Below are 17,883 nucleotides of genomic sequence, written 5' to 3'. Positions count from 1 at the left end.
GCCACCGGTACCGCAAATCCAACAGCTTCATAGTTTGAGGTGCCCCCATGATTGTGCCATTTGTACAAGCACCCCGTCAAACTCACTATATCACCACCTCACATATTTTACCCTATGAACACCTACGGACGCCTGTTTCGCATTACCACCTTCGGCGAATCGCACGGGCCCGGCATTGGCGTTATCCTGGATGGTTGCCCGGCGGGGCTGGCCGTGAGCACCGATGAAATCCAGGCCGCCCTGGACCGTCGTCGCCCTGGCCAGAGTGACCTGACCACGCCCCGCAAAGAGGCTGACCAGGTAGAGGTGCTGTCCGGCCTGTTTGGCGGCTACACCACCGGCACGCCCATCAGCCTGCTCATCCGCAACCAGGACCAGGCCAGCCACGACTACTCCCACATTGAGCACGCCTACCGCCCCTCGCACGCCGACTATACCTACGATCAGAAATACGGCCGCCGCGACTACCGGGGTGGGGGCCGCAGCTCAGCCCGTGAAACTGCCGCACGCGTGGCTGCCGGAGCCATTGCCGCCGCTTTCCTGCGCCAGCACGGCATTGTGGCCCAAAGTTATGTATCACAAGTAGGGGCCGTGCAGGTGCCGGTAGGGCACGAGCAGCTGGACCTGGGGCTTATTGACAGCAACCTGGTGCGCTGCCCCCACCCGGAAACCGCTGAGCGCATGGCTGAGCTCATCCGTCAAACCCGCGACCGGCACGACACTGTAGGTGGCGTAGTAACCGGCGTGGTACACGGCGTGCCCGCCGGCCTGGGCGAGCCGGTGTTTGATAAGCTGCACGCCGAGCTGGGCAAAGCTATGCTGAGCATCAACGCCGTAAAGGCTTTTGAATACGGCTCCGGCTTTGCCGGTACGCTGCTGTTCGGCTCGGAGCACAACGACCAGTTTTACACCGATGAGGCCGGCGCTGTGCGTACCCGCACCAACCACAGCGGCGGCATTCAGGGCGGCATCAGCAACGGGCAGGAAATTTATTTCCGGGTAGCGTTTAAGCCCGTGGCCACCATTCTGCAGCCCCAGGCCACTATTAACGATCAGGGCGAGGAAATTACCCTGGCCGGCCGGGGTCGCCACGACCCCTGCGTGCTGCCGCGCGCCGTACCCATTGTAGATGCCATGACCAATTTAGTGCTGGCCGATATGCTGTTGCGGGCCCGCGCTAACCGGGTATAAGCTCTTGCTGCGTACCTTTGTAACTTCTGCCGCCGGTTCCTTGTTGTACTGCCGGATCTACCAGTTTCCGCTGATTCCTAAGCCTTCCTTTTCTTATGAATACTACTTCCCCCACTGCGCCGGTTTCCATCTACGCCGAAGCCTCGCCCAACCCGGAGTCCATGAAGTTTGTGCTTAACGCCACGCTGGTAAGCGAAGGTGTAAGCGTAGACTATCCTAACGTAGAAGCCGCCGCCAATTCGCCGCTGGCCCAGGAGCTGTTTAACTTTGATTACGTGGGCCGCGTGTTTATCGCGCAGAACTTCGTAACCATCACCAAAACCTCCGAGCACCAGTGGACGCAGCTTATTCCCGAGCTGCGCACCTTCCTGAAATCGTACGTAGAGGCCGGTGGCCCCATCTTCACCGTAGACCCCACCGCTGAGCACAAAGCGGCCCAGACGGCCGCTGCCGGCGACTCTTCGGAGCAGGACCAGCAAATCAGCCAAAAAGTAATTGACCTGCTGGAAAACTACGTGCGCCCCGCCGTGGAGCAGGATGGTGGCAACATTACCTTCCGCAGCTATAAAGAAGGTGTGGTAACCGTAAACCTGCAGGGTTCCTGCTCCGGCTGCCCCTCCGCTACCGTTACGCTGAAATCAGGCATTGAAAACCTATTGAAGCGCATGGTACCCGAAGTAACCGAGGTGGTAGCCGAAGGCATTACGGCTCACTAAGTATTCTGAAGCAATTCAGCAAAAAGCCCGGCCAGAAATGGCCGGGCTTTTTGCATGTAAGGGCTGCTGAGGGCTATTATTCCGCGGTGATGTTGCCTCTGATTTCACCGCTCGGGTAAGCAGGCGTATGCAGGTTAGCATAGGTTTCGCCTGCCAGCAGCTTGGCGCCATTTTCTGCTGAAAGGGTAGCGGAGCCGGTAATGGGGGAGGCGCTTACATCGTCAAAAGGAACCATAATGGGCCCGCTTGCCCCCGGAGCGGCCTGGTGAATATGCCCGGCCGTGGGGGTGATTCCCTGATACGTAACTGTGTAGGTGAGCAGGCGCGTGTTCTTATCGTAAGTGCCCGTGAGGCTTCCGGTGGCAGCAGAAGGCGTGGCGGGCACCTCCTGAGCTCCGGTTAGGGTGGCTTGCACCTGCACGGTGGTGTTATTATTCAACTTGGTATCTTCATCATCGTCGCAGGCGGGTGTAGTAGCCGCTAGGGCCAGTAGCAAGCCAAATCCATACAAGGAAGTTTTCATGAGCGTAGGAGATTAGGGGTGAGAAAAGAAGGCAATAGAGTTTGCTGCGGGCAAAAGCCCGGCATTTTCAATAGCACATGCTCAGATAGTTCTTCCCCAGGTACTTACCACTTGCGGCCTGGCTCGCCGCCCAAGGCAAAGGCCCGGGAGATATTAAAGCCGAAGAAGATGTCCCCATCAAAGAAATTGCCTGTTGTACGGGGGATAAACAGCGGCTCAATCATGCCCTGGGCGTTGGTCACGTGCAGCTGAAACACGTGGCCGCCGGTTTCAATATCGAAGCCCAGCGCCAGGGAATTGCGGAAATCAGTGGCCGTAGCGCCGGGCAAAACATAGTAGTATTCGGCGGTGAAGGCCACCCGTTGGGTTAGCTTCTGGCGTCCGGCCACACCCAGCGCCCACACGTCATTCTGGTCATGAGGGGTGTCCACCAGGTTGCGGTGCATAAAGGTGGGCATCAGTTGTAAGGAAAGCCCATTCGAAATTTTGCGGGCCACCAGCGCCTGCCCGGTGTAGGCCAGGCGCGTGCGGAAAGGCCGTTCCGGCCCGCCGTAGCGCAAGCTGGTGAGAGCCGTAGTGCCCAGCAGCGTAACCGAAACGGGCATGGAGTGGGAACCGGTTTGCTGCCGCAGGAGTCGGTATTTCGCAAATCCATCAAAAGTCTTTTCCAGGGAGCTGCGCCCAATCCCTACGGCCAGCCGGTCAGTAATGCCGTATTCCAGTCCCAGCCGGATGGTGGCCTGATCTAGCCCAAAAAAGTTGTAAGCGCCACTATTCAGCGGACCAAAGCGGTGAGAAATCAAAAACAGCAAAACGTGCGCCCGGGGTGTTTCTACAGATTGCCCGTTGATAACGCGCGTCCCTTTAAACGTGGCCGCTACCGGCGCGGCACTATCGGCGGGCACTTGCTGGTTGAGCTGCCGCAGCAAGTCGCTGTTCGTATCCTGCGCCCGGCTGCGGAAGGAAAGCAGGGCTGACGTGAGGAGAACCAGAAGGGAAAACACATACCGACACCGCATAGCAGCATAGCTTAAGGTTGAGGAACTGGCGGACAAAGCATATTCACGGTTACCTCCACCGACTTGGCAATATGCTCGCGCACCAGCCGGGGGATTATAATATTGTAATCGGCGGGCGCCACGTTAAACTTTGCCTGTAGCTGCAGGCCATTGCCGCGCAGCTCCAGCGTGCCGGGCACCCGTACCCGGTGCGTTACGCCATGAATGGCCAGGTCGCCTTCGGCCTGCACTGGCTGTGGGCCACTGGTTGGCAGGGTGGCCGCATTAAAGCCCAATAGCTTTCCCACAAAGGTGGATTTGGGGTAGCGGTCCGATTCCACGTAGTTCTCATTGAAGTGCTCCTGCATCAGTCCGTTGGGGAATACAAAGGATTTCATGGGAACGGAGAAGGCCAGCTGGCCGGTGCTGAGGTCGATGACGCCGCCGGCCTGTTGGCTCTTCGCCTCAATATCTTCCAGCGGCGCCGAGGAGTAAAAGCTGATATGCCCGCTGTGGGTCATGTACCGCTCCTGCCCTAAGCCCACCAGCGGTAGCAGAAACGAGAGAAAAACAATGCCGAGAAGTCTCATAGCTGCAAGGGAAAGAGTGAGAGGCTAATTATCCGGCGCCCCGGCGGCTACCCAGGCCCGAATGGCCTCAATGTCGCAGGCGCTTAGCTGAGGGGCATCTTTAGGCATGGCTGGAAAGCCTGGAGCGTGCGTCACCACGCCTAGCAGGGTACCATGCTCGGCCAGGTGCTGTACCTCGTGCGCCTCTTCCAGCACAATGCCACCTTCGGCCGTGGCGCTGCTGTGGCAGGAAAGGCAGTTGGCTTGCAGAATGGGCACAATAGTGCCCTGGTACGTAACGGCGGAAGTGTTGCAGGCGGGCGCCGGGAAAAGCTCTTCTGCGTTATCATAGGCGCAGCCGCTGACCAGGCTGAGCGCCCCGCCCAGCAAAAACAGTCGGAGTAACATAGAATAAAGGATTTATATAAGGTGGATAGTCTACTTCACCTGTAAGGCGGGCGGCAGCAAACGGTACTGCACCGAGAAAAGCACGCCGGCGCTGCTCAGCTTCACCTTGCCATAGCCCACACCGCCCAACGGAACTTTGATAAACGGCTCCGCCCGAAGGCCCCAGCGCGCCTGCACCTGCCGCTCATACCCGGCCGAGAAGTTCAGGATACTTAGCGGATGATTGCTGCCATTTACTATCTGCCTGGTGCGGCGCACCGGCTCGTTAGCATAGGTATACCAAAGCTCATATTGCTCGTCGCGCATGAGTAGTGACGAGAGACCCGCGCTGGCAAATACCTGGTAAGTGGGCCGGTAAAGCAGCGCGTAACGGAGGTTTAAGGGAATATCCAGCATGCCGCACACGGCATACACCCGGTCCAGGGGCGCTTTGCCGTAGGCCATGTGGTAGTCAGAGCCGCGGGTTTCGTAGCGCTTCACGGCGTGCAGCAGGCCAGTGTTCAGGCTGAGGCGGGGCGTAAAAAAGTATTCCAGCTGCACACCCACGTCCCGGCCGGTTTTTTCTATCTCAGACACGCGCACGGCACTTACCTCCGGCGCATATTGCACTGCCACACCCAGGCGGTAAGTAGGCCTTTTACGCAGTTTCGGAAGGAGATTAGTGGTAGCCTGAGGGGCCACAGCAACCAATGCGGGCGGCGCGGACGCCACAGTTGAGTCTGTAACGGATGGCGCGGAAACGGTTTCCGCTGATGGGAAATCAGACGAGGCCGCAGGCGGTTCTGGTGGAGTTGAAGGAAGCACAACGGCAGCGGCGGGCACCGAAACCACTGCTACATCTGATGCAGACGCATAGGAAGCGGAAGTGGGCGGCAAGCCGAGGAGAAGCGTGCTACTGGCCGAAAGGGAATGTAATACGTCTGATTTTCCCGAGGCTTCCTGTCTGGCTTTTGTTCGTTTTCTGGTATCCAATCCAGCTATAAAAACGCCATTAGCAGGCAACGAGGAGTGGCGCAGCATTGCTTTTCCCAAAGACGTTACCGCACCCGGCTGGGTCACCTGCGTTATTGGACCTAAGGAAAGCTGCGGCTGGGTTTTGCTCCTGGTATCAGCTGCTTTCGCCCGGGCAGAGGGCCGGAATAAGTGATGCGAAGCTTGCCAGGGCCGGGAATCATTGGCAGCTGGCTTCGGCCGGCTTCCGGCAGCCGAAGCCGCAGACGGGGCCGTGGGCGCCTGTAGGCGCGGCAGGTACGTAAACCAGCCTACTAACAGCAGGAAAATCAGCCCCAGCTCCGCCACAAACCAGCGCACCACCTGCCGCATAGCCCGCTGATAACGCACCAGGCCGTTGAGCTGCGGCTCCATGCGCTGCCAGCCCTCCGTGGCGTCTGCCGCAGGGTATGCCACGGTAGTGCGCCGGAACAGCGCATCCAGCTCGTCATCCGATAGATTCGGCGTGGGCATAGTGATTGGTGCGTTGCAAAAACTCCCGTAAATGACCCCGGGCTTTGGAAAGGTTTGATTTGGAGGCGCCCACCGAAATGCCCAGCTGCCGGGCTATTTCCTCGTGGGTGAAACCATCCAGCACGTATAAATTAAATACCGTGCGGTAGGCGGGTGTGAGCTGCTGAATCAGGGCGGTCAGGTCTTCGTAGGCCAGGTTGTCCAGCGGAGTGGGCGCGGCATCGGCGCGGGCGTAGGCCGCTTCTTCCAGGGCTAGCTGCTGCTGTTGCTTTACCTGAGCCCGGTAATAATCAATGGCCGTGTGAATCATGATGCTCTTCAACCAGCCCTGAAACGAGCTTTGCAGCTCGTAGCGGCCCGGGTCGAAGCGCCCGATGTCGCGGAATAGCTTCATGAATCCATCATTTACCACTTCCATAGCGGCCTCCCGATGATGGGCATAGCGCAGGCAGATGCTCAGGGCATAGCTGTAGAACCGGGTGTAGAGCTGCCGCTGACTGGCGCGCTCCATACGGCGGCAGCCCGCCAGCAAGGCGGGCAGCTGTTCCGGGTCTATAGGAGGCTGCGCATTCACGGGAAAGGCTTTTTTTAGGTAGCTCGCAGAAAGCGGGTCGATGGTTGCCTGCCTACTATAAGTTATCAGAAAATCAGAGCAATACCTGCGGTGGAGCTGGCCTAAAAGCAGAAAAGCCCGGCCATAGGGCCGGGCTTTTCAAAAAGGAAGTCGGATAGACTATTGAACCGTCGTCGAGAGCTTGGGGGCGCCGGCATCGGCAATTTCCGTGGTGTGCTCCACACCCCGCTCGCGGGCCTCTTTGCGGCCGTACGTGTCCAGAATAATAGGCGTGGCAATGAACAGCGACGAGTACGTGCCGAAAATTACCCCTACAATCATGGCGAAGGAGAAGGAGCGCAGCGTTTCGCCCCCGAAAATGTAGAGTACCAATACCACCAGGAATACCGTAGTGAAGGTAATCATGGTACGGGAGAAGGTGCTGTTCAGCGCCGGGTTTACCACCTGGGCAAACGTGAGGTGCTTGTTCTCGTGCAGATACTCCCGGATACGGTCATAGATAACCACCGTATCGTTCATGGAGAAGCCGATAACCGTCAGCACAGCCGCCACGAAAATCTGGTCCATCTCATAGTTCAGACCAAACAGACGGGCAATGGGGAAGGCCGCAATTACCAGCAGGGCATCGTGGAACAGCGCCACTACGGCCGCCATCGAGTACTGCCACTTCTCAAAGCGGAACAGCACGTACACAAAAATACCCAGCAGCGTGAGGCCCAGGCTCAGAATCGAGGTCTTCTTGATGTCGTCGGCAATGGTAGCGCCTACTTTGGAAGTGCTCTTGATCTGGGGCTGGTCGGCGCCGTATTTCTTCAGGCCGTTCAGCAGGGCCTGCTCTACTTTCTTGTCCGCTCCTACGCTTTCGTCATCAGCCAGGTAGCCGGTAGTGATGCGCAGACGGTTGGGTGAGCCAAAGGTTTTTACCTCGGTACCGGCACCTTGGAAGTCTTTCTCCAGGGCAATGCGCACGTCGGAAGCAACCTCAGCTTTGTTGAAGTCAACGATGTACGAACGGCCACCGCGGAAGTCAACACCCAGGTTTGGACCACCCTGGAAGTACATCAGCACAAAGCCGATAACAATGAACACCGTAGAGAAGGTATAAGCGTACTTGCGCTTGCCCACAATGTCAAAATTCAGGTTCTGGAACAGGTTCCGCGACAGGAACGTGGTGAACTGAATCTTGCTCGTGTCCTTGCCTTTGGTCAGATACTCAATGATCAGACGCGACACGAATACGGCCGACAGGAACGAGGTGAGTACGCCAATGCCCAGCGTTACCGCAAAGCTCTGTACCGGACCCGTACCGAAGAAGCCCAGAATCACGGCAATCAGCATCGTCGTTACGTTGGAGTCGAAGATGGCCGAGAAAGCGCGGGCGTAGCCTTTGTTAATGGCGTCCTTCAGGTGCAGACCGTGGTTGAGTTCTTCCCGAATACGCTCGAAGATCAGTACGTTGGCATCAACCGACATACCGAAGGTGAGCACCAGACCGGCAATGCCGGGCAGGGTAAGGGCCGTACCAAACTGCGCCAGCACACCCATAATCAGGAAGCCGTTGAAGAGCAGAGCCGCATCAGCCACCAGACCCGCACGACCATAGTAAGCGGCCATGAAAATCATGATGATAGCCAGACCAGCCAGCGAGGAGAACAGACCCTGGTTGATAGCCTCCTGACCCAACGACGGACCTACTACGGCTTCTTCCACGATGCGGGTAGGAGCGGGCAGTTTACCGGCCTTCAGTACGTTGGCCAAATCCTGCGCTTCTTCAATGGTGAAGTTGCCCGAAATGCTGGAGTTGCCACCGGCAATTTCCGACTGCACCACGGGGGCGGAGTACACGTTGTCATCCAGTACAATAGCTACCTGACGACCAATATTGCTGGCCGTGAGACGCTGCCACTTCTTGGCGCCCGAGGGGTTCATCTGCATCGAAACCTCGGGGCGGCCGCCCTGGTCGTAATCCTGGCGGGCATCCGATACCACGTCGCCACCCAGCGGGGCCGTCGCCTCGCGGGTTTTGCGGATAGCGTACAGCTGCAGGTACTCCTGGCCGTCGATTACGCTGGGCTTCACATCCCACAGGAAGGTGAGGTTGGAGGGCAGTACGGCGCGCACTTCGGGGCTGCGCATCAGGGCATTCACGCGGGCGGTGTCGCGCACATTAGAACCCAGGGCGCCGGGCATGGTGAACAAACGCGCCAGCTGGCTGCTCTGCTGCGCGGCAGCGGTGTCAGCAGTAGATTTGGTGTCTTTTTTCTTGGCCAGCTGGCTGGCCAGGGAGGTAGAGTCGCCGGCGGCAGTGGCCGAGGTACTGTCCGTAACGGTAGCAGCCGTAGAGGTTGTAGCGGTGGTTTTGCCGGCCGCTTCCTGCGCCGTCAGAACTTCGTTCAGCTGGTTGAAATACGGGGCGAATTCATCCGTGCGCCATACTTCCCAGAACTCCAACTTGGCTTGGCCCTGGAGCAGCTTGCGGATACGCTCGGGGTTATCTACACCGGGCAATTCAATCTGAATGCGACCGGTGCCTTTCACCCGCTGAATGCTGGGCTGGTTTACGCCGAACTTGTCTACGCGGGTGCGCAGGATGTTGAAGGAGCGGTCAATGGCTTCTTCCTCTTCCTTATCAATAGCAGCAATTACCTTCTCATCGGAAGAGTTGAAATCGATACCACGGCTCTTGTTGGTGGTGTTAGCGAAAATGCGGGCCAGCCGGTCGCCGGGCGCCACCTCGCGGAAGCTCTGCGCAAACAGGGCCGTGAAGGGCGTAGTAGGGTTGGCCTTCTGCAGCTCCTGAGCACGCTGAATAGCCTTATTGAACTTGGGGTCTTTGGAGTTGCCGGACATAGCGCGCACAATCTCCACCGGCGATACTTCCAGCGTTACGTGCATGCCGCCCTTCAGGTCAAGGCCGAGGCCCAGCTCCTTCTCGCGAACATCACGATAAGTGAGGGGGCCGAATACCGGCGCCCGCCATACGGAGTCCAGATAGTGCTGCCGCTGCTGCTGATCTACGCGCCCGTTGCGGGTGGCATAGTTCACGGCTTTCTGCTGCACGTTGCGCGAGACAAACGTGAGCATCAAAAAATAGGCACACAGCACGGATACAATAACCGTGAGCGTGATAATGAGTCCTTTATTACGCATTAACTAGGAAGAAAAAGTAGTCTAAAAAACGAGGGGAGTGCTGGGCGCAGCCCGCCATGCGCTACCGCAACAGCAGGCCACCAGACACGGCAGCAGAAGCCAGGGCCGCTAGGGGGCGTGCGGCGAAACCGACGTGCCCAGCAGCCGGGTGCAGAACGTGCTGCTAACAGCCGGCGCACGTGCAGGAACAGGCAGCAACGAGGCCGCTGCCAGGGGCCAGCCCACCAGGGGGCGCACAACCGGCAGCCAGGCATCGGTGGCCGGAGCCAGCCAGGTGCCCAGCGGCGCCGTGGCTTCAAAGCTTACTTTCTGCTTCACCACCGCTGCCCGGGGCGTAGCGCCTACGCGGGCAGCCCGTGCCGCCAGCGGCTCCGGCAAGCGAAGCATAGCTACCGCCTGATGGTTCAGCCCCAGCACCCACAGCAGAGTGAAGGAGAGCAGCATCAGGCGCAGGCGCGGTACAAACGTGGTGATAGTCAGCGTCATCAGAAAATCAGGAGTGCAAATATAGCCAAATCAGCCGCTTGACGAAAGCCGCCGGGAAAACTAGCCTGCTTTTCCGGCCTGCCAGCCCCAAATCAGGATTGTCGCCAGCCCCGGCCGGCCATAAAAAAACCGAGCAGCCCGGATAGAGCTGCTCGGTTTTAATGGATTAAACTAAGCGCCTTAAGCGGACTGTGCGCTGGCGGATACTTTGGTTTTCAGAAACGAAACCAGCACGTCCAGGCCCTTATCAAAGTGGCGGTTGTTGGGAATAATGATGTCGGCGTCCTGCTTGAAGGGCTTGATGTACTTCTCGTAGGTGGGGGCCACGTGGTGCGTGTAGCGGTAGAGCACGTCTTCCAGATCATAGCCCCGCTCGTCCCGGTCGCGCACAATGCGGCGCAGCACTTTCACGTGTTCTTCGGCATCGATGTATACTTTCAGATCCAGCAGCTTGGCTACCTCCTCAAAGTAGAAAACGAAAATGCCTTCCACTACCACAATAGGAGCCGGCGTAAACACCAGCTCTTTCGGCGCGGCCCCGGGGTTGTTGAAGGTGTACTCCGGGCGCCGCACTTCCAGGCCCTTGCTGATCTGCAGCACATCAGCCGCGTAGGCCGCCGAGTCAATGGAGGAAGGCAGGTCGAAATTGGTGACGCCGTTGCTGTCTACCGTCTGCGTTTCGCGCGGGTGGTAGTAGTTGTCCTGCGAAATGAGGCAGATTTCCTCTTTAGGAAAAGCCGCCAGCAAGCGGCGCAGAAAGGTGGTTTTGCCGGAGGCGCTACCGCCCGTGATACCGACAATATAAGGATGTTGCATGGGGTGGGTTGGAGGCCCGTACCGGCAGGGCCAACCCTGCAAAAGTAGGCATTTTGCCGCTTAGCCCCGGCAGCCTCCCAAAAGATTACCTCCGGCCGCGTCCGTTTCCCCGTTAGAAGTCAGCCTCTTATAATTCTTCCCGCAGGAACGCAACCAGCTTTTCTACGGCCCGGGCCCGGTGGCTCATGGTGTTTTTTTCGGCCAGCGGCATCTCCGCAAAGGTGCGCTGGTGCTGCTCCGGCCGGAACACCGGGTCGTAGCCAAAGCCGCCTTCGCCGTGCAGTTCTTCGGTAATCTGGCCTTCCACGGCGCCTTCAAATACGGGCCGGCGGCCATCGGGCAGCACCAGGGCCACCACCGTGCGGAACTGAGCCCGTCGGTTGGGCTGGCCCTGTAGTTCCTGCAGCAGCAGAGCCACATTATCGGCCGCATTGCGCTGGGGGCCGGCATAGCGCGCCGAGTACACGCCCGGGGCACCGTTTAGCGCTTCCACTTCCAGGCCGGTATCATCGGCGAAGCAGGCCACGCCGTAGTGCTCCCACACGTATTCAGCCTTCTGGCGGGCGTTGCCTTCCAGTGTTTCCTGGGTTTCGGGCAATTCTTCCGCGCAGCCAATGTCGGCCAGACTGAGCAGTTCTACGCCGGCCGGCAGCAAAGGCCGGATTTCGTCCAGCTTATGGGCATTGTTGGAAGCAAAGCAAAGGCGCATGGCAGTACTGTAAGTAAAGGAAGAAGGTAAAAGACGAGGGACGAAGGTAAAGCCAATGCAGATCTTCAGGCAAAAAAAGCATCCAAGCCACAGAAACTAACGGTGGTTTATACATCTTCTTCCCATTGGTTTTCAGGATAAAACGCCCGATTAGGGAAGAAGAAGGCGGGAACCTGCGCAAAAACCGGAAAAAGCAAGCCTTTGGTTTTGAAATCCGCCGTTAGGATGTACCTTTGCACTCCCTTCCGCAAAATCGGCAGGCAGACTAGATTTTAACGGGTATCCCCATCATGAAAAAAGACATCCACCCCCAGTATCGCGAAGTGGTGTTTCAGGACACGTCGAGCGACTTCAAATTCATCACCCGTTCGACGATGAGCTCGAACGAGACCATCACGATGGAAGATGGCAAGACGTACCCCGTCATCAAGGTGGAAGTTAGCTCGGCCTCGCACCCCTTCTACACCGGCAAAAACGTGTTTATCGACACTGCTGGCCGCGTAGAGAAGTTCCGCAACCGCTACCAGAAGAAAGCCTAACGAAACTTACCGGCGCCGGCCCCGGGCCTGGCGCAGTGGTTTTGTTGAGAAAATTTGAGAAACTCCCCTCAGTTGCTGAGGGGAGTTTTTTATTTGCCAATTTTGAAGCTGAAAGTATGTGCTGGCTGACGTTCCCGGTGGTTTGCCGCCATCAGCCAGCAGCTACCAGCCAAAAGCTCCTCCCATGACTGTTCTTTTCTTCGACGACCCTGCTATTCGGCCGCACCTGCTGCCCTTCACCTTCACGCGCCCGGTGGCGGCGCTGCGCTGCGGCATTCTCACCGTAGCCGAAAAGTGGCAGCATCGCCTGAAGCTGGAAGAAATCTATTACCTCACCGAGGCTTACCTACAGGCCAAGTTTCCCGCCGCACCCGTTACGGATGGACAGGCACTGCTCATCAACGGCGCCGTGTGCCCCGATGACGTGCTGGCAAAGCAGGTACAGAATCTGCAGCCCGGGCAGGCCCTTATGTGCGATGATACCCTAGTAGCCGCCTGCGTGGAAAACAGCACTTCCCTGACCGAGCTCTACGAAAAGGGCTTTCCCAACGTGGTGAATGTGCTGGAGCCCGTAACGGTGCTGCGCCACCCCTGGCACCTGTTCCTGCGCAACGGCAGCGAAATCCGCCGCGACTTCGCCCTGCTCACCGAAGGCCGTGAGTCGCAGCCCGTGGGCGATGCGCATACCATTGTGTACGGCGCCGAAAACATCTTCATTGAGGAAGGTGTGAAGATCAGGGCCGCTATTCTGAACGCGGAAAACGGCCCGATTTACCTGGGTAAAAGCTCGCAGGTGCACGAAGGTGCCATTATCAGCGGCCCCATGGCGCTCTGCGAAGGTTCCCACATCAACCCCGGCGCCAAAATGCGCGGCGACAATACTGTGGGCCCGCACTGCAAAGTGGGCGGCGAAGTAGGCAACAGCATCCTGCTGGGCTACTCCAACAAAGGCCACGATGGCTACCTCGGCAACTCCGTGATTGGCGAGTGGTGCAACCTGGGCGCCGATACCAACACCTCCAACCTCAAGAACAACTACGCCCCGGTAAAAATCTGGAGCCATGCCGTGGGCCGTTTCGTGAACACCGGCCAGCAGTTCTGCGGGCTGATGATGGGCGACCACAGCAAGTGCGGCATCAACACCATGTTCAACACCGGCACGGTGGTGGGCGTGGCAGCCAACATCTTCGGGGCTGGCTTCCCGCGCACGTTCATTCCCAGCTTCAGCTGGGGCGGCCCGGCTGGCTTCGAAACCTTTAAGCTGCCCAAAGTGGCGGAAGTAGCTGAGCGCGTGATGGCACGCCGCCAGCTGCCTTATGATGCCGTTGAGCAGGGCATTATGCTGGAAGTGTACGGCGCCACGGCCAAAGACCGGGTGTGGGAGCGGGCAGTACTACCTACTGAACCGCAAACCAACGTGGAGCTATAAACAAGTAGTGTGCGCGGGCCGCAACAGTGCACTCTTATCAGGGTATTCTTAAGTCAGTATAAACACCAGTAGTAATTTGCTATGAAACAATACGGACTCGTTTGCTTACTGCTATTCTGCGGGCTTCCTGGTTTCGGGCAAGGGCGGGACACAGTGTTTGCAGTGCATAAGCTGTTTGCGCAAAAGCGCGGCAGCGGCGCGGGTTGGGTAGCTACCGGCGCAGAAGTGGCTTACGATGAAAGTGTAGGTTGGCGGGCCATTGGGTCAAAATCGGAAAAGGCCACAGCGGCCATAGTACATGGCGGTGTACCGACGGTGGTAGGTACTTGGCAGATGCTGCGCTTTAGCGCCGAGAGGGAAGCCGCCGTTATTAAAGGCTACCAAGAAGGTTGGTCGATTCCGGCTGACATCCGCAGTAGGCTGCGTCGCAAACACTTCCGCCTAACCGCCCGCGACCTAAGCAGGCTTTAGATTTCAAGAGCATAACTAAACAATGCGTTTTTCCGAAATTCCTGGTCAGCAAGGCGTCAAGCAACTGCTGCTGCAGAGTGTACAGCGCCAGCACGTAGCCCATGCGCAGCTGTTTCGCGGGGCGGAAGGCTCGGCAGCTATGGCGCTGGCCCTGGCCTACGCTACCTACCTGAACTGTGAAAACCAGCAGCCCGAGGATTCCTGCGGCCGTTGCCCCAGCTGTCAGAAAATCGACAAGCTGATTCACCCCGACCTGAACTTCATTCTGCCCGTCACCACTACCAAAACGGTGGCTAAGGATGCCGTAAGCAGCAAGTTTGCCGCCGAGTGGCGCGCCTTTGTGCTGGAGAACCCCTACCAGGGCCTCAACGACTGGATGCAGCACATTGGGGCTGAAAACAAGCAGGGCAGCATCTCCAAGGAAGAAAGCCTGCAGCTGCTCAAGCTGGTGTCGCTGAAAGCCTTCGAGGCCAAATTTAAAATCGTAATTATCTGGCTGCCCGAGCTCATGCACCCGGCCGCGGCCAACGCTGTGCTCAAGCTGCTGGAAGAGCCGCCACCCGCCACCGTGTTTCTGCTGGTGAGTCACGCGCCGGAGCAGCTGCTGCCCACTATCATCAGCCGGGTGCAGCCCGTGGTGGTGCGCGCCTTATCTGAAGACGAGCTAACCGAGTGGCTGCGCGACGCGCACCAGGTGCCCGAGGTGAAAGCCCGGCAGATTGCCCAGCTGGCCGAAGGCCGCCCCGGCCTGGCGCTAACCCTGCGCGAAGCCGCCACCGACCAGGACTACTTCGAGTTTTTTGTGGCCTGGATGCGCATGTGCTTCAGCTACAAAGTGAATGACATGCTGGCTAAAAGCGACGAATTCCAGAAGCTGGGCCGCGAGAACCAGAAGGAGTTTTTGCACTACGCCCTGGTGGTGCTGCGCAAAGTGCTGCTCTTTGGCATTGATGCCCAACTGGTGCCGCACCTGGCCGGCAAGGAAGAGCAGTTCATGAAAGGCTTCAGCCGCTTTGTAACGCCCCGCAACGCCGACCTGCTCACGCGGGAGCTGAACGACGCGCACTATCACATTGAGCGCAACGCCAACCCAAAGATGGTGTTCCTGGATACCTCTTTGCGGGTGGGAGAGCTGCTGAAAACCGCCTCCTGAGCGTGTTACGGCAGAAAAATACAGATTGGTAAATAACTATAGTAGCTGCTAAACCAGCTATAGGTGAAGCCCAAAAGCACGGCATTGTACCTTTGCCGGGCGCAAGAAAATGAAAATCCATTGTCCGGCTTCCGTAGCCGGAAAAGTTTTTTCAGCAGCGCCGCCGCAGCCCATTATCTACAGGCTGTTGGCGAAGAATTTTTAACCTGATATCGAGGAATTGATGAAGCCCATCCGCATAGGTACCCGAGGCAGCAAGCTGGCGCTGTGGCAGGCCAACCACGTAGCCGACGAGCTGCAGAAAGCCGGCCTGGCCACCGAAATAGTCATCATCACCACTAAAGGCGACATAGTGCTGGACCGCTCCCTGGATAAGATTGGGGCGAAAGGTGTGTTCACCGAGGAGCTGGAGGAAGGCCTGCGCACGGGCCACGTAGATATTGCCGTGCACAGCGCCAAAGACGTGCAAAGCTCTATTCCCGAAGATCTGGAGCTGCTGGCCTTTATGCGCCGGGAGCGGGTGAATGACGTAGTGGTGAGCTTCGATACCACCTTCGATATTCACCGCCCCGACCTGATTCTGGGTACCAGCAGCACGCGCCGCAAAGCCATGCTGCAGCGCTTTTACCCTAACGCCACTACGGCAGAGTCACGCGGCAACCTGCAAACCCGCCTGCGCAAGTTGGAGGAAGGCCAATACCATGCCCTGGTGCTGGCCTACGCCGGCGTGCACCGAATGGAGTATGATGGCCTGATTCGGCACGTACTGCCCGAAACGCAGTTTGTGCCGGCCACCGGCCAGGGCAGCGTAGCCATTGAGTGCGCCCGCAGCCTAAATGCTGACTTGAAAGCGCAGCTCAAGGAAGCGCTGGACCACCAGGCCACGCACATTTGTCTGCTGGCCGAGCGCGCTTTCCTGCGCACCATGGAAGGCGGCTGCAGTATTCCGTCGTTTGCTTTGGCCACGTTTGGGCTGGAAGGCGTGTTGCAACTGCACGGGGGCCTCATCAGCCTCAACGGCGAGCATTATATTGATGAAAAGCTCACCACCGCCAACGCCCAGCACGCCGAAGAGCTAGGCGTGCGCGTGGCAGAAAGCGTGCTGAGCCGGGGCGGCCAGGAGATTCTGGCCGCTATCCGGCAGGAGAGAAGTGCAGAATAAATCTAGAAAGCTAAAAAGCTATTTCTCCTCCTCAGATGAGGAGGGGAAATAGCTTTTTATATCTCATTACTGTTGGTCACCCGGTACAGCAACAGCGCCAGAATAGCCCCGCTGGTATCGGCCAGCATATCTTTCTGCGCGTCCCAGATGTCGCCCTGGCTGCCCAGGAAGGCGGCGCCGGCCGTGCCGCCGGCCGTTACGGCATAGATCCACTCAATAATTTCGTAGGCCATGGCCACGGTACCAATCACGCAGAGCGGAAACAGATAGCTGATAATGCGGCTGCTAATGAGGTGGCGCCGGTCGGTGTACTCAATGAGAGCATAGGCGAAGAAGCCTACCGAGACGTGCGCCACCCGGTCGTACATGTTCCGCTTGAAGCCAAATAGCTGATTAAACCAATCGAAGGGCACTTTTTCGAAGGTATAATGCCCGCCCACCGTGTGCAGGAAAATCAGCACGCTCATGAGGGCATAGGCCAGATTGGAGAACTGCACGCCGCGCAGGTACAACACCACCAATGCCACTACAATCAGAAAAATGGGCAGGTTCTCGGCCCACCAGGTGCCGCGCTCGGCCGGGCTAATACCCAGTACCACAAATTCAATCAGGTAAATCGCTAGCAGCAACTTGGGAAACCAGGAAGTGTTGCGCGTGGCGGTGAGAGCGGGTAGGACGTGGTCCATAAAGAAGAACTAGGGGAGAGAGGCCAGCAAGGCGTGTGTCCGGCGGGGAAAGTAGATATCTTGCCACCAGATTTCAGCCCTTTACTCCATGTGGATGCCTCGGGTTACTTTCCGGCCGGAACCGCACCCCGGGCGGCCCCGTAGGCCTTGGGCAAGTGTACCTCTTTTACGCGCTATATGAATACTGTTTCTCGCCGGGCCCTGCTGATTGGGCTGTTTCTTTTGATGATGGCGGCGGCCGTGCAGGCTGCCAAAAAACCTAAATCCAGTAAAAAAGATGAGCTGGTCACCATCAGTACCTCCCAGGGAGATATCCGGCTGGTGCTGTTTGACGTGACGCCCGCCCACAAGGCCAACTTCCTGAAACTGGCCAAAAGCGGCTTTTATAACGGCACTACCTTTCACCGCATTATTCCGCAATTCATGATTCAGGGCGGCGACCCGAACACGAAGGACAGTGACCCCAGCAACGACGGCATGGGCCCGGCTGGCGAGAAAACCATTCCCGCCGAAATCCGTCCCGAGCTGCACCACAAATACGGCGCGGTAGCCGCCGCCCGCCAGGGCGACTTTGCCAACCCCACCAAAGCCAGCAGCGCCTCGCAGTTCTACATTGTGCAGAACCACAACGGCACGCCCCACCTCGATGGCAATTACACCGTGTACGGCCAGGTAATCAGCGGCCTCGACGTCATTGATAAAATTGCGCAGCAGCCCAAAGATGAGCGTGACCGGCCCCTGACCGACATCAAAATGACGGTGAAAGTGGAGAAGCTCAAGAAGAAGAAAATTACCGAGCTCTACGGCTATCAGTACCAATAAACACGAGCACAGCTAGC

Annotated in this window: 19 protein-coding genes; 8 read left to right on the top strand and 11 right to left on the bottom strand. The window is 58.0% G+C overall.

The window, feature by feature from the left end:
- The first annotated feature begins 114 nt into the window (after positions 1–114).
- Both aroC and PK28_RS14960 read left to right on the top strand, forming a co-directional pair.
- Complete coding sequence (gene aroC / locus PK28_RS14965; protein WP_044515193.1) at positions 115–1,191, top strand: chorismate synthase; 1,077 nt, start codon at positions 115–117, stop codon at positions 1,189–1,191.
- 95 nt (positions 1,192–1,286) lie between these two features.
- Complete coding sequence (locus tag PK28_RS14960; RefSeq protein WP_044515191.1) at positions 1,287–1,907, top strand: NifU family protein; 621 nt, start codon at positions 1,287–1,289, stop codon at positions 1,905–1,907.
- Positions 1,908–1,983: 76 nt separating this feature from the next.
- Here the strand turns inward: PK28_RS14960 and PK28_RS14955 are convergent, their stop codons facing one another.
- The 10 genes from PK28_RS14955 to PK28_RS14905 all read right to left on the bottom strand — a co-directional run bounded on the left by PK28_RS14955 (position 1,984) and on the right by PK28_RS14905 (position 11,604).
- Positions 1,984–2,430 carry a CHRD domain-containing protein gene (locus PK28_RS14955; protein WP_044515189.1) on the bottom strand — a complete coding sequence of 149 codons (447 nt, stop codon included), beginning with the start codon at positions 2,428–2,430 and terminating at the stop codon, positions 1,984–1,986.
- Between the two features lie 104 nt (positions 2,431–2,534).
- The gene (locus PK28_RS14950) at positions 2,535–3,449 is read right to left on the bottom strand and encodes a DUF5777 family beta-barrel protein (RefSeq protein WP_044515187.1); all 915 of its coding nucleotides are present in this window, start codon (positions 3,447–3,449) and stop codon (positions 2,535–2,537) included.
- A gap of 11 nt (positions 3,450–3,460) precedes the next feature.
- Positions 3,461–4,018, bottom strand: a complete 558-nt coding sequence (locus PK28_RS14945; protein ID WP_044515185.1) for a YceI family protein — start codon at positions 4,016–4,018, stop codon at positions 3,461–3,463.
- A gap of 24 nt (positions 4,019–4,042) precedes the next feature.
- Positions 4,043–4,405, bottom strand: a complete 363-nt coding sequence (locus PK28_RS14940) for a c-type cytochrome (protein ID WP_044515182.1) — start codon at positions 4,403–4,405, stop codon at positions 4,043–4,045.
- 30 nt (positions 4,406–4,435) lie between these two features.
- Positions 4,436–5,869 (bottom strand): porin family protein, encoded by a 1,434-nt coding sequence (locus PK28_RS20540; RefSeq protein WP_156126422.1) that lies wholly within the window; start codon positions 5,867–5,869, stop codon positions 4,436–4,438.
- Positions 5,844–6,443 carry an RNA polymerase sigma factor gene (locus PK28_RS14925; RefSeq protein ID WP_231576179.1) on the bottom strand — a complete coding sequence of 200 codons (600 nt, stop codon included), beginning with the start codon at positions 6,441–6,443 and terminating at the stop codon, positions 5,844–5,846. The genes PK28_RS20540 and PK28_RS14925 overlap by 26 nt, the downstream gene beginning before the upstream one ends.
- Before the next feature lie 159 nt (positions 6,444–6,602).
- A complete protein-coding gene (gene secDF / locus PK28_RS14920) occupies positions 6,603–9,593 on the bottom strand; it encodes a protein translocase subunit SecDF (RefSeq protein ID WP_044515177.1) in 2,991 nt (996 codons plus the stop codon).
- A gap of 108 nt (positions 9,594–9,701) precedes the next feature.
- Positions 9,702–10,079 (bottom strand): hypothetical protein, encoded by a 378-nt coding sequence (locus tag PK28_RS14915; RefSeq protein WP_044515175.1) that lies wholly within the window; start codon positions 10,077–10,079, stop codon positions 9,702–9,704.
- 180 nt (positions 10,080–10,259) lie between these two features.
- Positions 10,260–10,895: a uridine kinase gene (gene udk / locus PK28_RS14910; protein ID WP_044515173.1), complete on the bottom strand. Its 636-nt coding sequence runs from the start codon at positions 10,893–10,895 to the stop codon at positions 10,260–10,262.
- Positions 10,896–11,022: 127 nt separating this feature from the next.
- A complete protein-coding gene (locus PK28_RS14905; RefSeq protein WP_044515171.1) occupies positions 11,023–11,604 on the bottom strand; it encodes a non-canonical purine NTP diphosphatase in 582 nt (193 codons plus the stop codon).
- A gap of 290 nt (positions 11,605–11,894) precedes the next feature.
- Between PK28_RS14905 and PK28_RS14900 the strand changes: the two genes are divergently transcribed.
- The 5 genes from PK28_RS14900 to hemC all read left to right on the top strand — a co-directional run bounded on the left by PK28_RS14900 (position 11,895) and on the right by hemC (position 16,358).
- Positions 11,895–12,143, top strand: a complete 249-nt coding sequence (locus PK28_RS14900) for a type B 50S ribosomal protein L31 (RefSeq protein WP_044515169.1) — start codon at positions 11,895–11,897, stop codon at positions 12,141–12,143.
- A 184-nt stretch (positions 12,144–12,327) separates the two neighbouring features.
- Complete coding sequence (locus PK28_RS14895) at positions 12,328–13,572, top strand: GlmU family protein (protein ID WP_044515168.1); 1,245 nt, start codon at positions 12,328–12,330, stop codon at positions 13,570–13,572.
- A gap of 162 nt (positions 13,573–13,734) precedes the next feature.
- A complete protein-coding gene (locus PK28_RS14890; RefSeq protein ID WP_156126421.1) occupies positions 13,735–14,043 on the top strand; it encodes a hypothetical protein in 309 nt (102 codons plus the stop codon).
- Between the two features lie 22 nt (positions 14,044–14,065).
- A complete protein-coding gene (locus PK28_RS14885) occupies positions 14,066–15,196 on the top strand; it encodes a DNA polymerase III subunit (RefSeq protein WP_044515166.1) in 1,131 nt (376 codons plus the stop codon).
- Between the two features lie 223 nt (positions 15,197–15,419).
- On the top strand, positions 15,420–16,358 hold the full coding sequence (gene hemC / locus PK28_RS14880; RefSeq protein WP_044515163.1) for a hydroxymethylbilane synthase: 939 nt from the start codon (positions 15,420–15,422) through the stop codon (positions 16,356–16,358).
- A 56-nt stretch (positions 16,359–16,414) separates the two neighbouring features.
- On the opposite strand, the gene PK28_RS14875 is transcribed toward hemC, so the two are convergent.
- Positions 16,415–17,044 carry a DUF2238 domain-containing protein gene (locus PK28_RS14875; protein WP_044515161.1) on the bottom strand — a complete coding sequence of 210 codons (630 nt, stop codon included), beginning with the start codon at positions 17,042–17,044 and terminating at the stop codon, positions 16,415–16,417.
- 177 nt (positions 17,045–17,221) lie between these two features.
- Here PK28_RS14875 and PK28_RS14870 point away from each other — a divergent pair, with 177 nt between their 5' ends.
- A complete protein-coding gene (locus tag PK28_RS14870; RefSeq protein WP_044517302.1) occupies positions 17,222–17,866 on the top strand; it encodes a peptidylprolyl isomerase in 645 nt (214 codons plus the stop codon).
- Positions 17,867–17,883 lie beyond the last annotated feature (17 nt).

This window comes from Hymenobacter sp. DG25B (assembly GCF_000801315.1).
In the GTDB taxonomy this organism is placed as follows: Bacteria; Bacteroidota; Bacteroidia; order Cytophagales; family Hymenobacteraceae; genus Hymenobacter.
The sequence above is the reverse complement of the archived record's forward strand: the minus strand, read 5'-3'. Positions and strand labels throughout refer to the sequence as shown.

Coding starts and splice junctions, on each gene's coding strand:
- PK28_RS14905 (WP_044515171.1), bottom strand. CDS start 11,604: ATGCGCCTTTGCTTTGCTTCCAACAATGCCCATAAGCTGGACGAAATC.
- PK28_RS14940 (WP_044515182.1), bottom strand. CDS start 4,405: ATGTTACTCCGACTGTTTTTGCTGGGCGGGGCGCTCAGCCTGGTCAGC.
- secDF (WP_044515177.1), bottom strand. CDS start 9,593: ATGCGTAATAAAGGACTCATTATCACGCTCACGGTTATTGTATCCGTG.
- udk (WP_044515173.1), bottom strand. CDS start 10,895: ATGCAACATCCTTATATTGTCGGTATCACGGGCGGTAGCGCCTCCGGC.
- PK28_RS14875 (WP_044515161.1), bottom strand. CDS start 17,044: ATGGACCACGTCCTACCCGCTCTCACCGCCACGCGCAACACTTCCTGG.
- PK28_RS14945 (WP_044515185.1), bottom strand. CDS start 4,018: ATGAGACTTCTCGGCATTGTTTTTCTCTCGTTTCTGCTACCGCTGGTG.
- PK28_RS14885 (WP_044515166.1), top strand. CDS start 14,066: ATGCGTTTTTCCGAAATTCCTGGTCAGCAAGGCGTCAAGCAACTGCTG.
- PK28_RS14950 (WP_044515187.1), bottom strand. CDS start 3,449: ATGCGGTGTCGGTATGTGTTTTCCCTTCTGGTTCTCCTCACGTCAGCC.
- PK28_RS14870 (WP_044517302.1), top strand. CDS start 17,222: ATGAATACTGTTTCTCGCCGGGCCCTGCTGATTGGGCTGTTTCTTTTG.
- PK28_RS14915 (WP_044515175.1), bottom strand. CDS start 10,079: ATGACGCTGACTATCACCACGTTTGTACCGCGCCTGCGCCTGATGCTG.
- aroC (WP_044515193.1), top strand. CDS start 115: ATGAACACCTACGGACGCCTGTTTCGCATTACCACCTTCGGCGAATCG.
- PK28_RS14955 (WP_044515189.1), bottom strand. CDS start 2,430: ATGAAAACTTCCTTGTATGGATTTGGCTTGCTACTGGCCCTAGCGGCT.
- hemC (WP_044515163.1), top strand. CDS start 15,420: ATGAAGCCCATCCGCATAGGTACCCGAGGCAGCAAGCTGGCGCTGTGG.
- PK28_RS20540 (WP_156126422.1), bottom strand. CDS start 5,869: ATGCCCACGCCGAATCTATCGGATGACGAGCTGGATGCGCTGTTCCGG.
- PK28_RS14895 (WP_044515168.1), top strand. CDS start 12,328: ATGACTGTTCTTTTCTTCGACGACCCTGCTATTCGGCCGCACCTGCTG.
- PK28_RS14960 (WP_044515191.1), top strand. CDS start 1,287: ATGAATACTACTTCCCCCACTGCGCCGGTTTCCATCTACGCCGAAGCC.
- PK28_RS14900 (WP_044515169.1), top strand. CDS start 11,895: ATGAAAAAAGACATCCACCCCCAGTATCGCGAAGTGGTGTTTCAGGAC.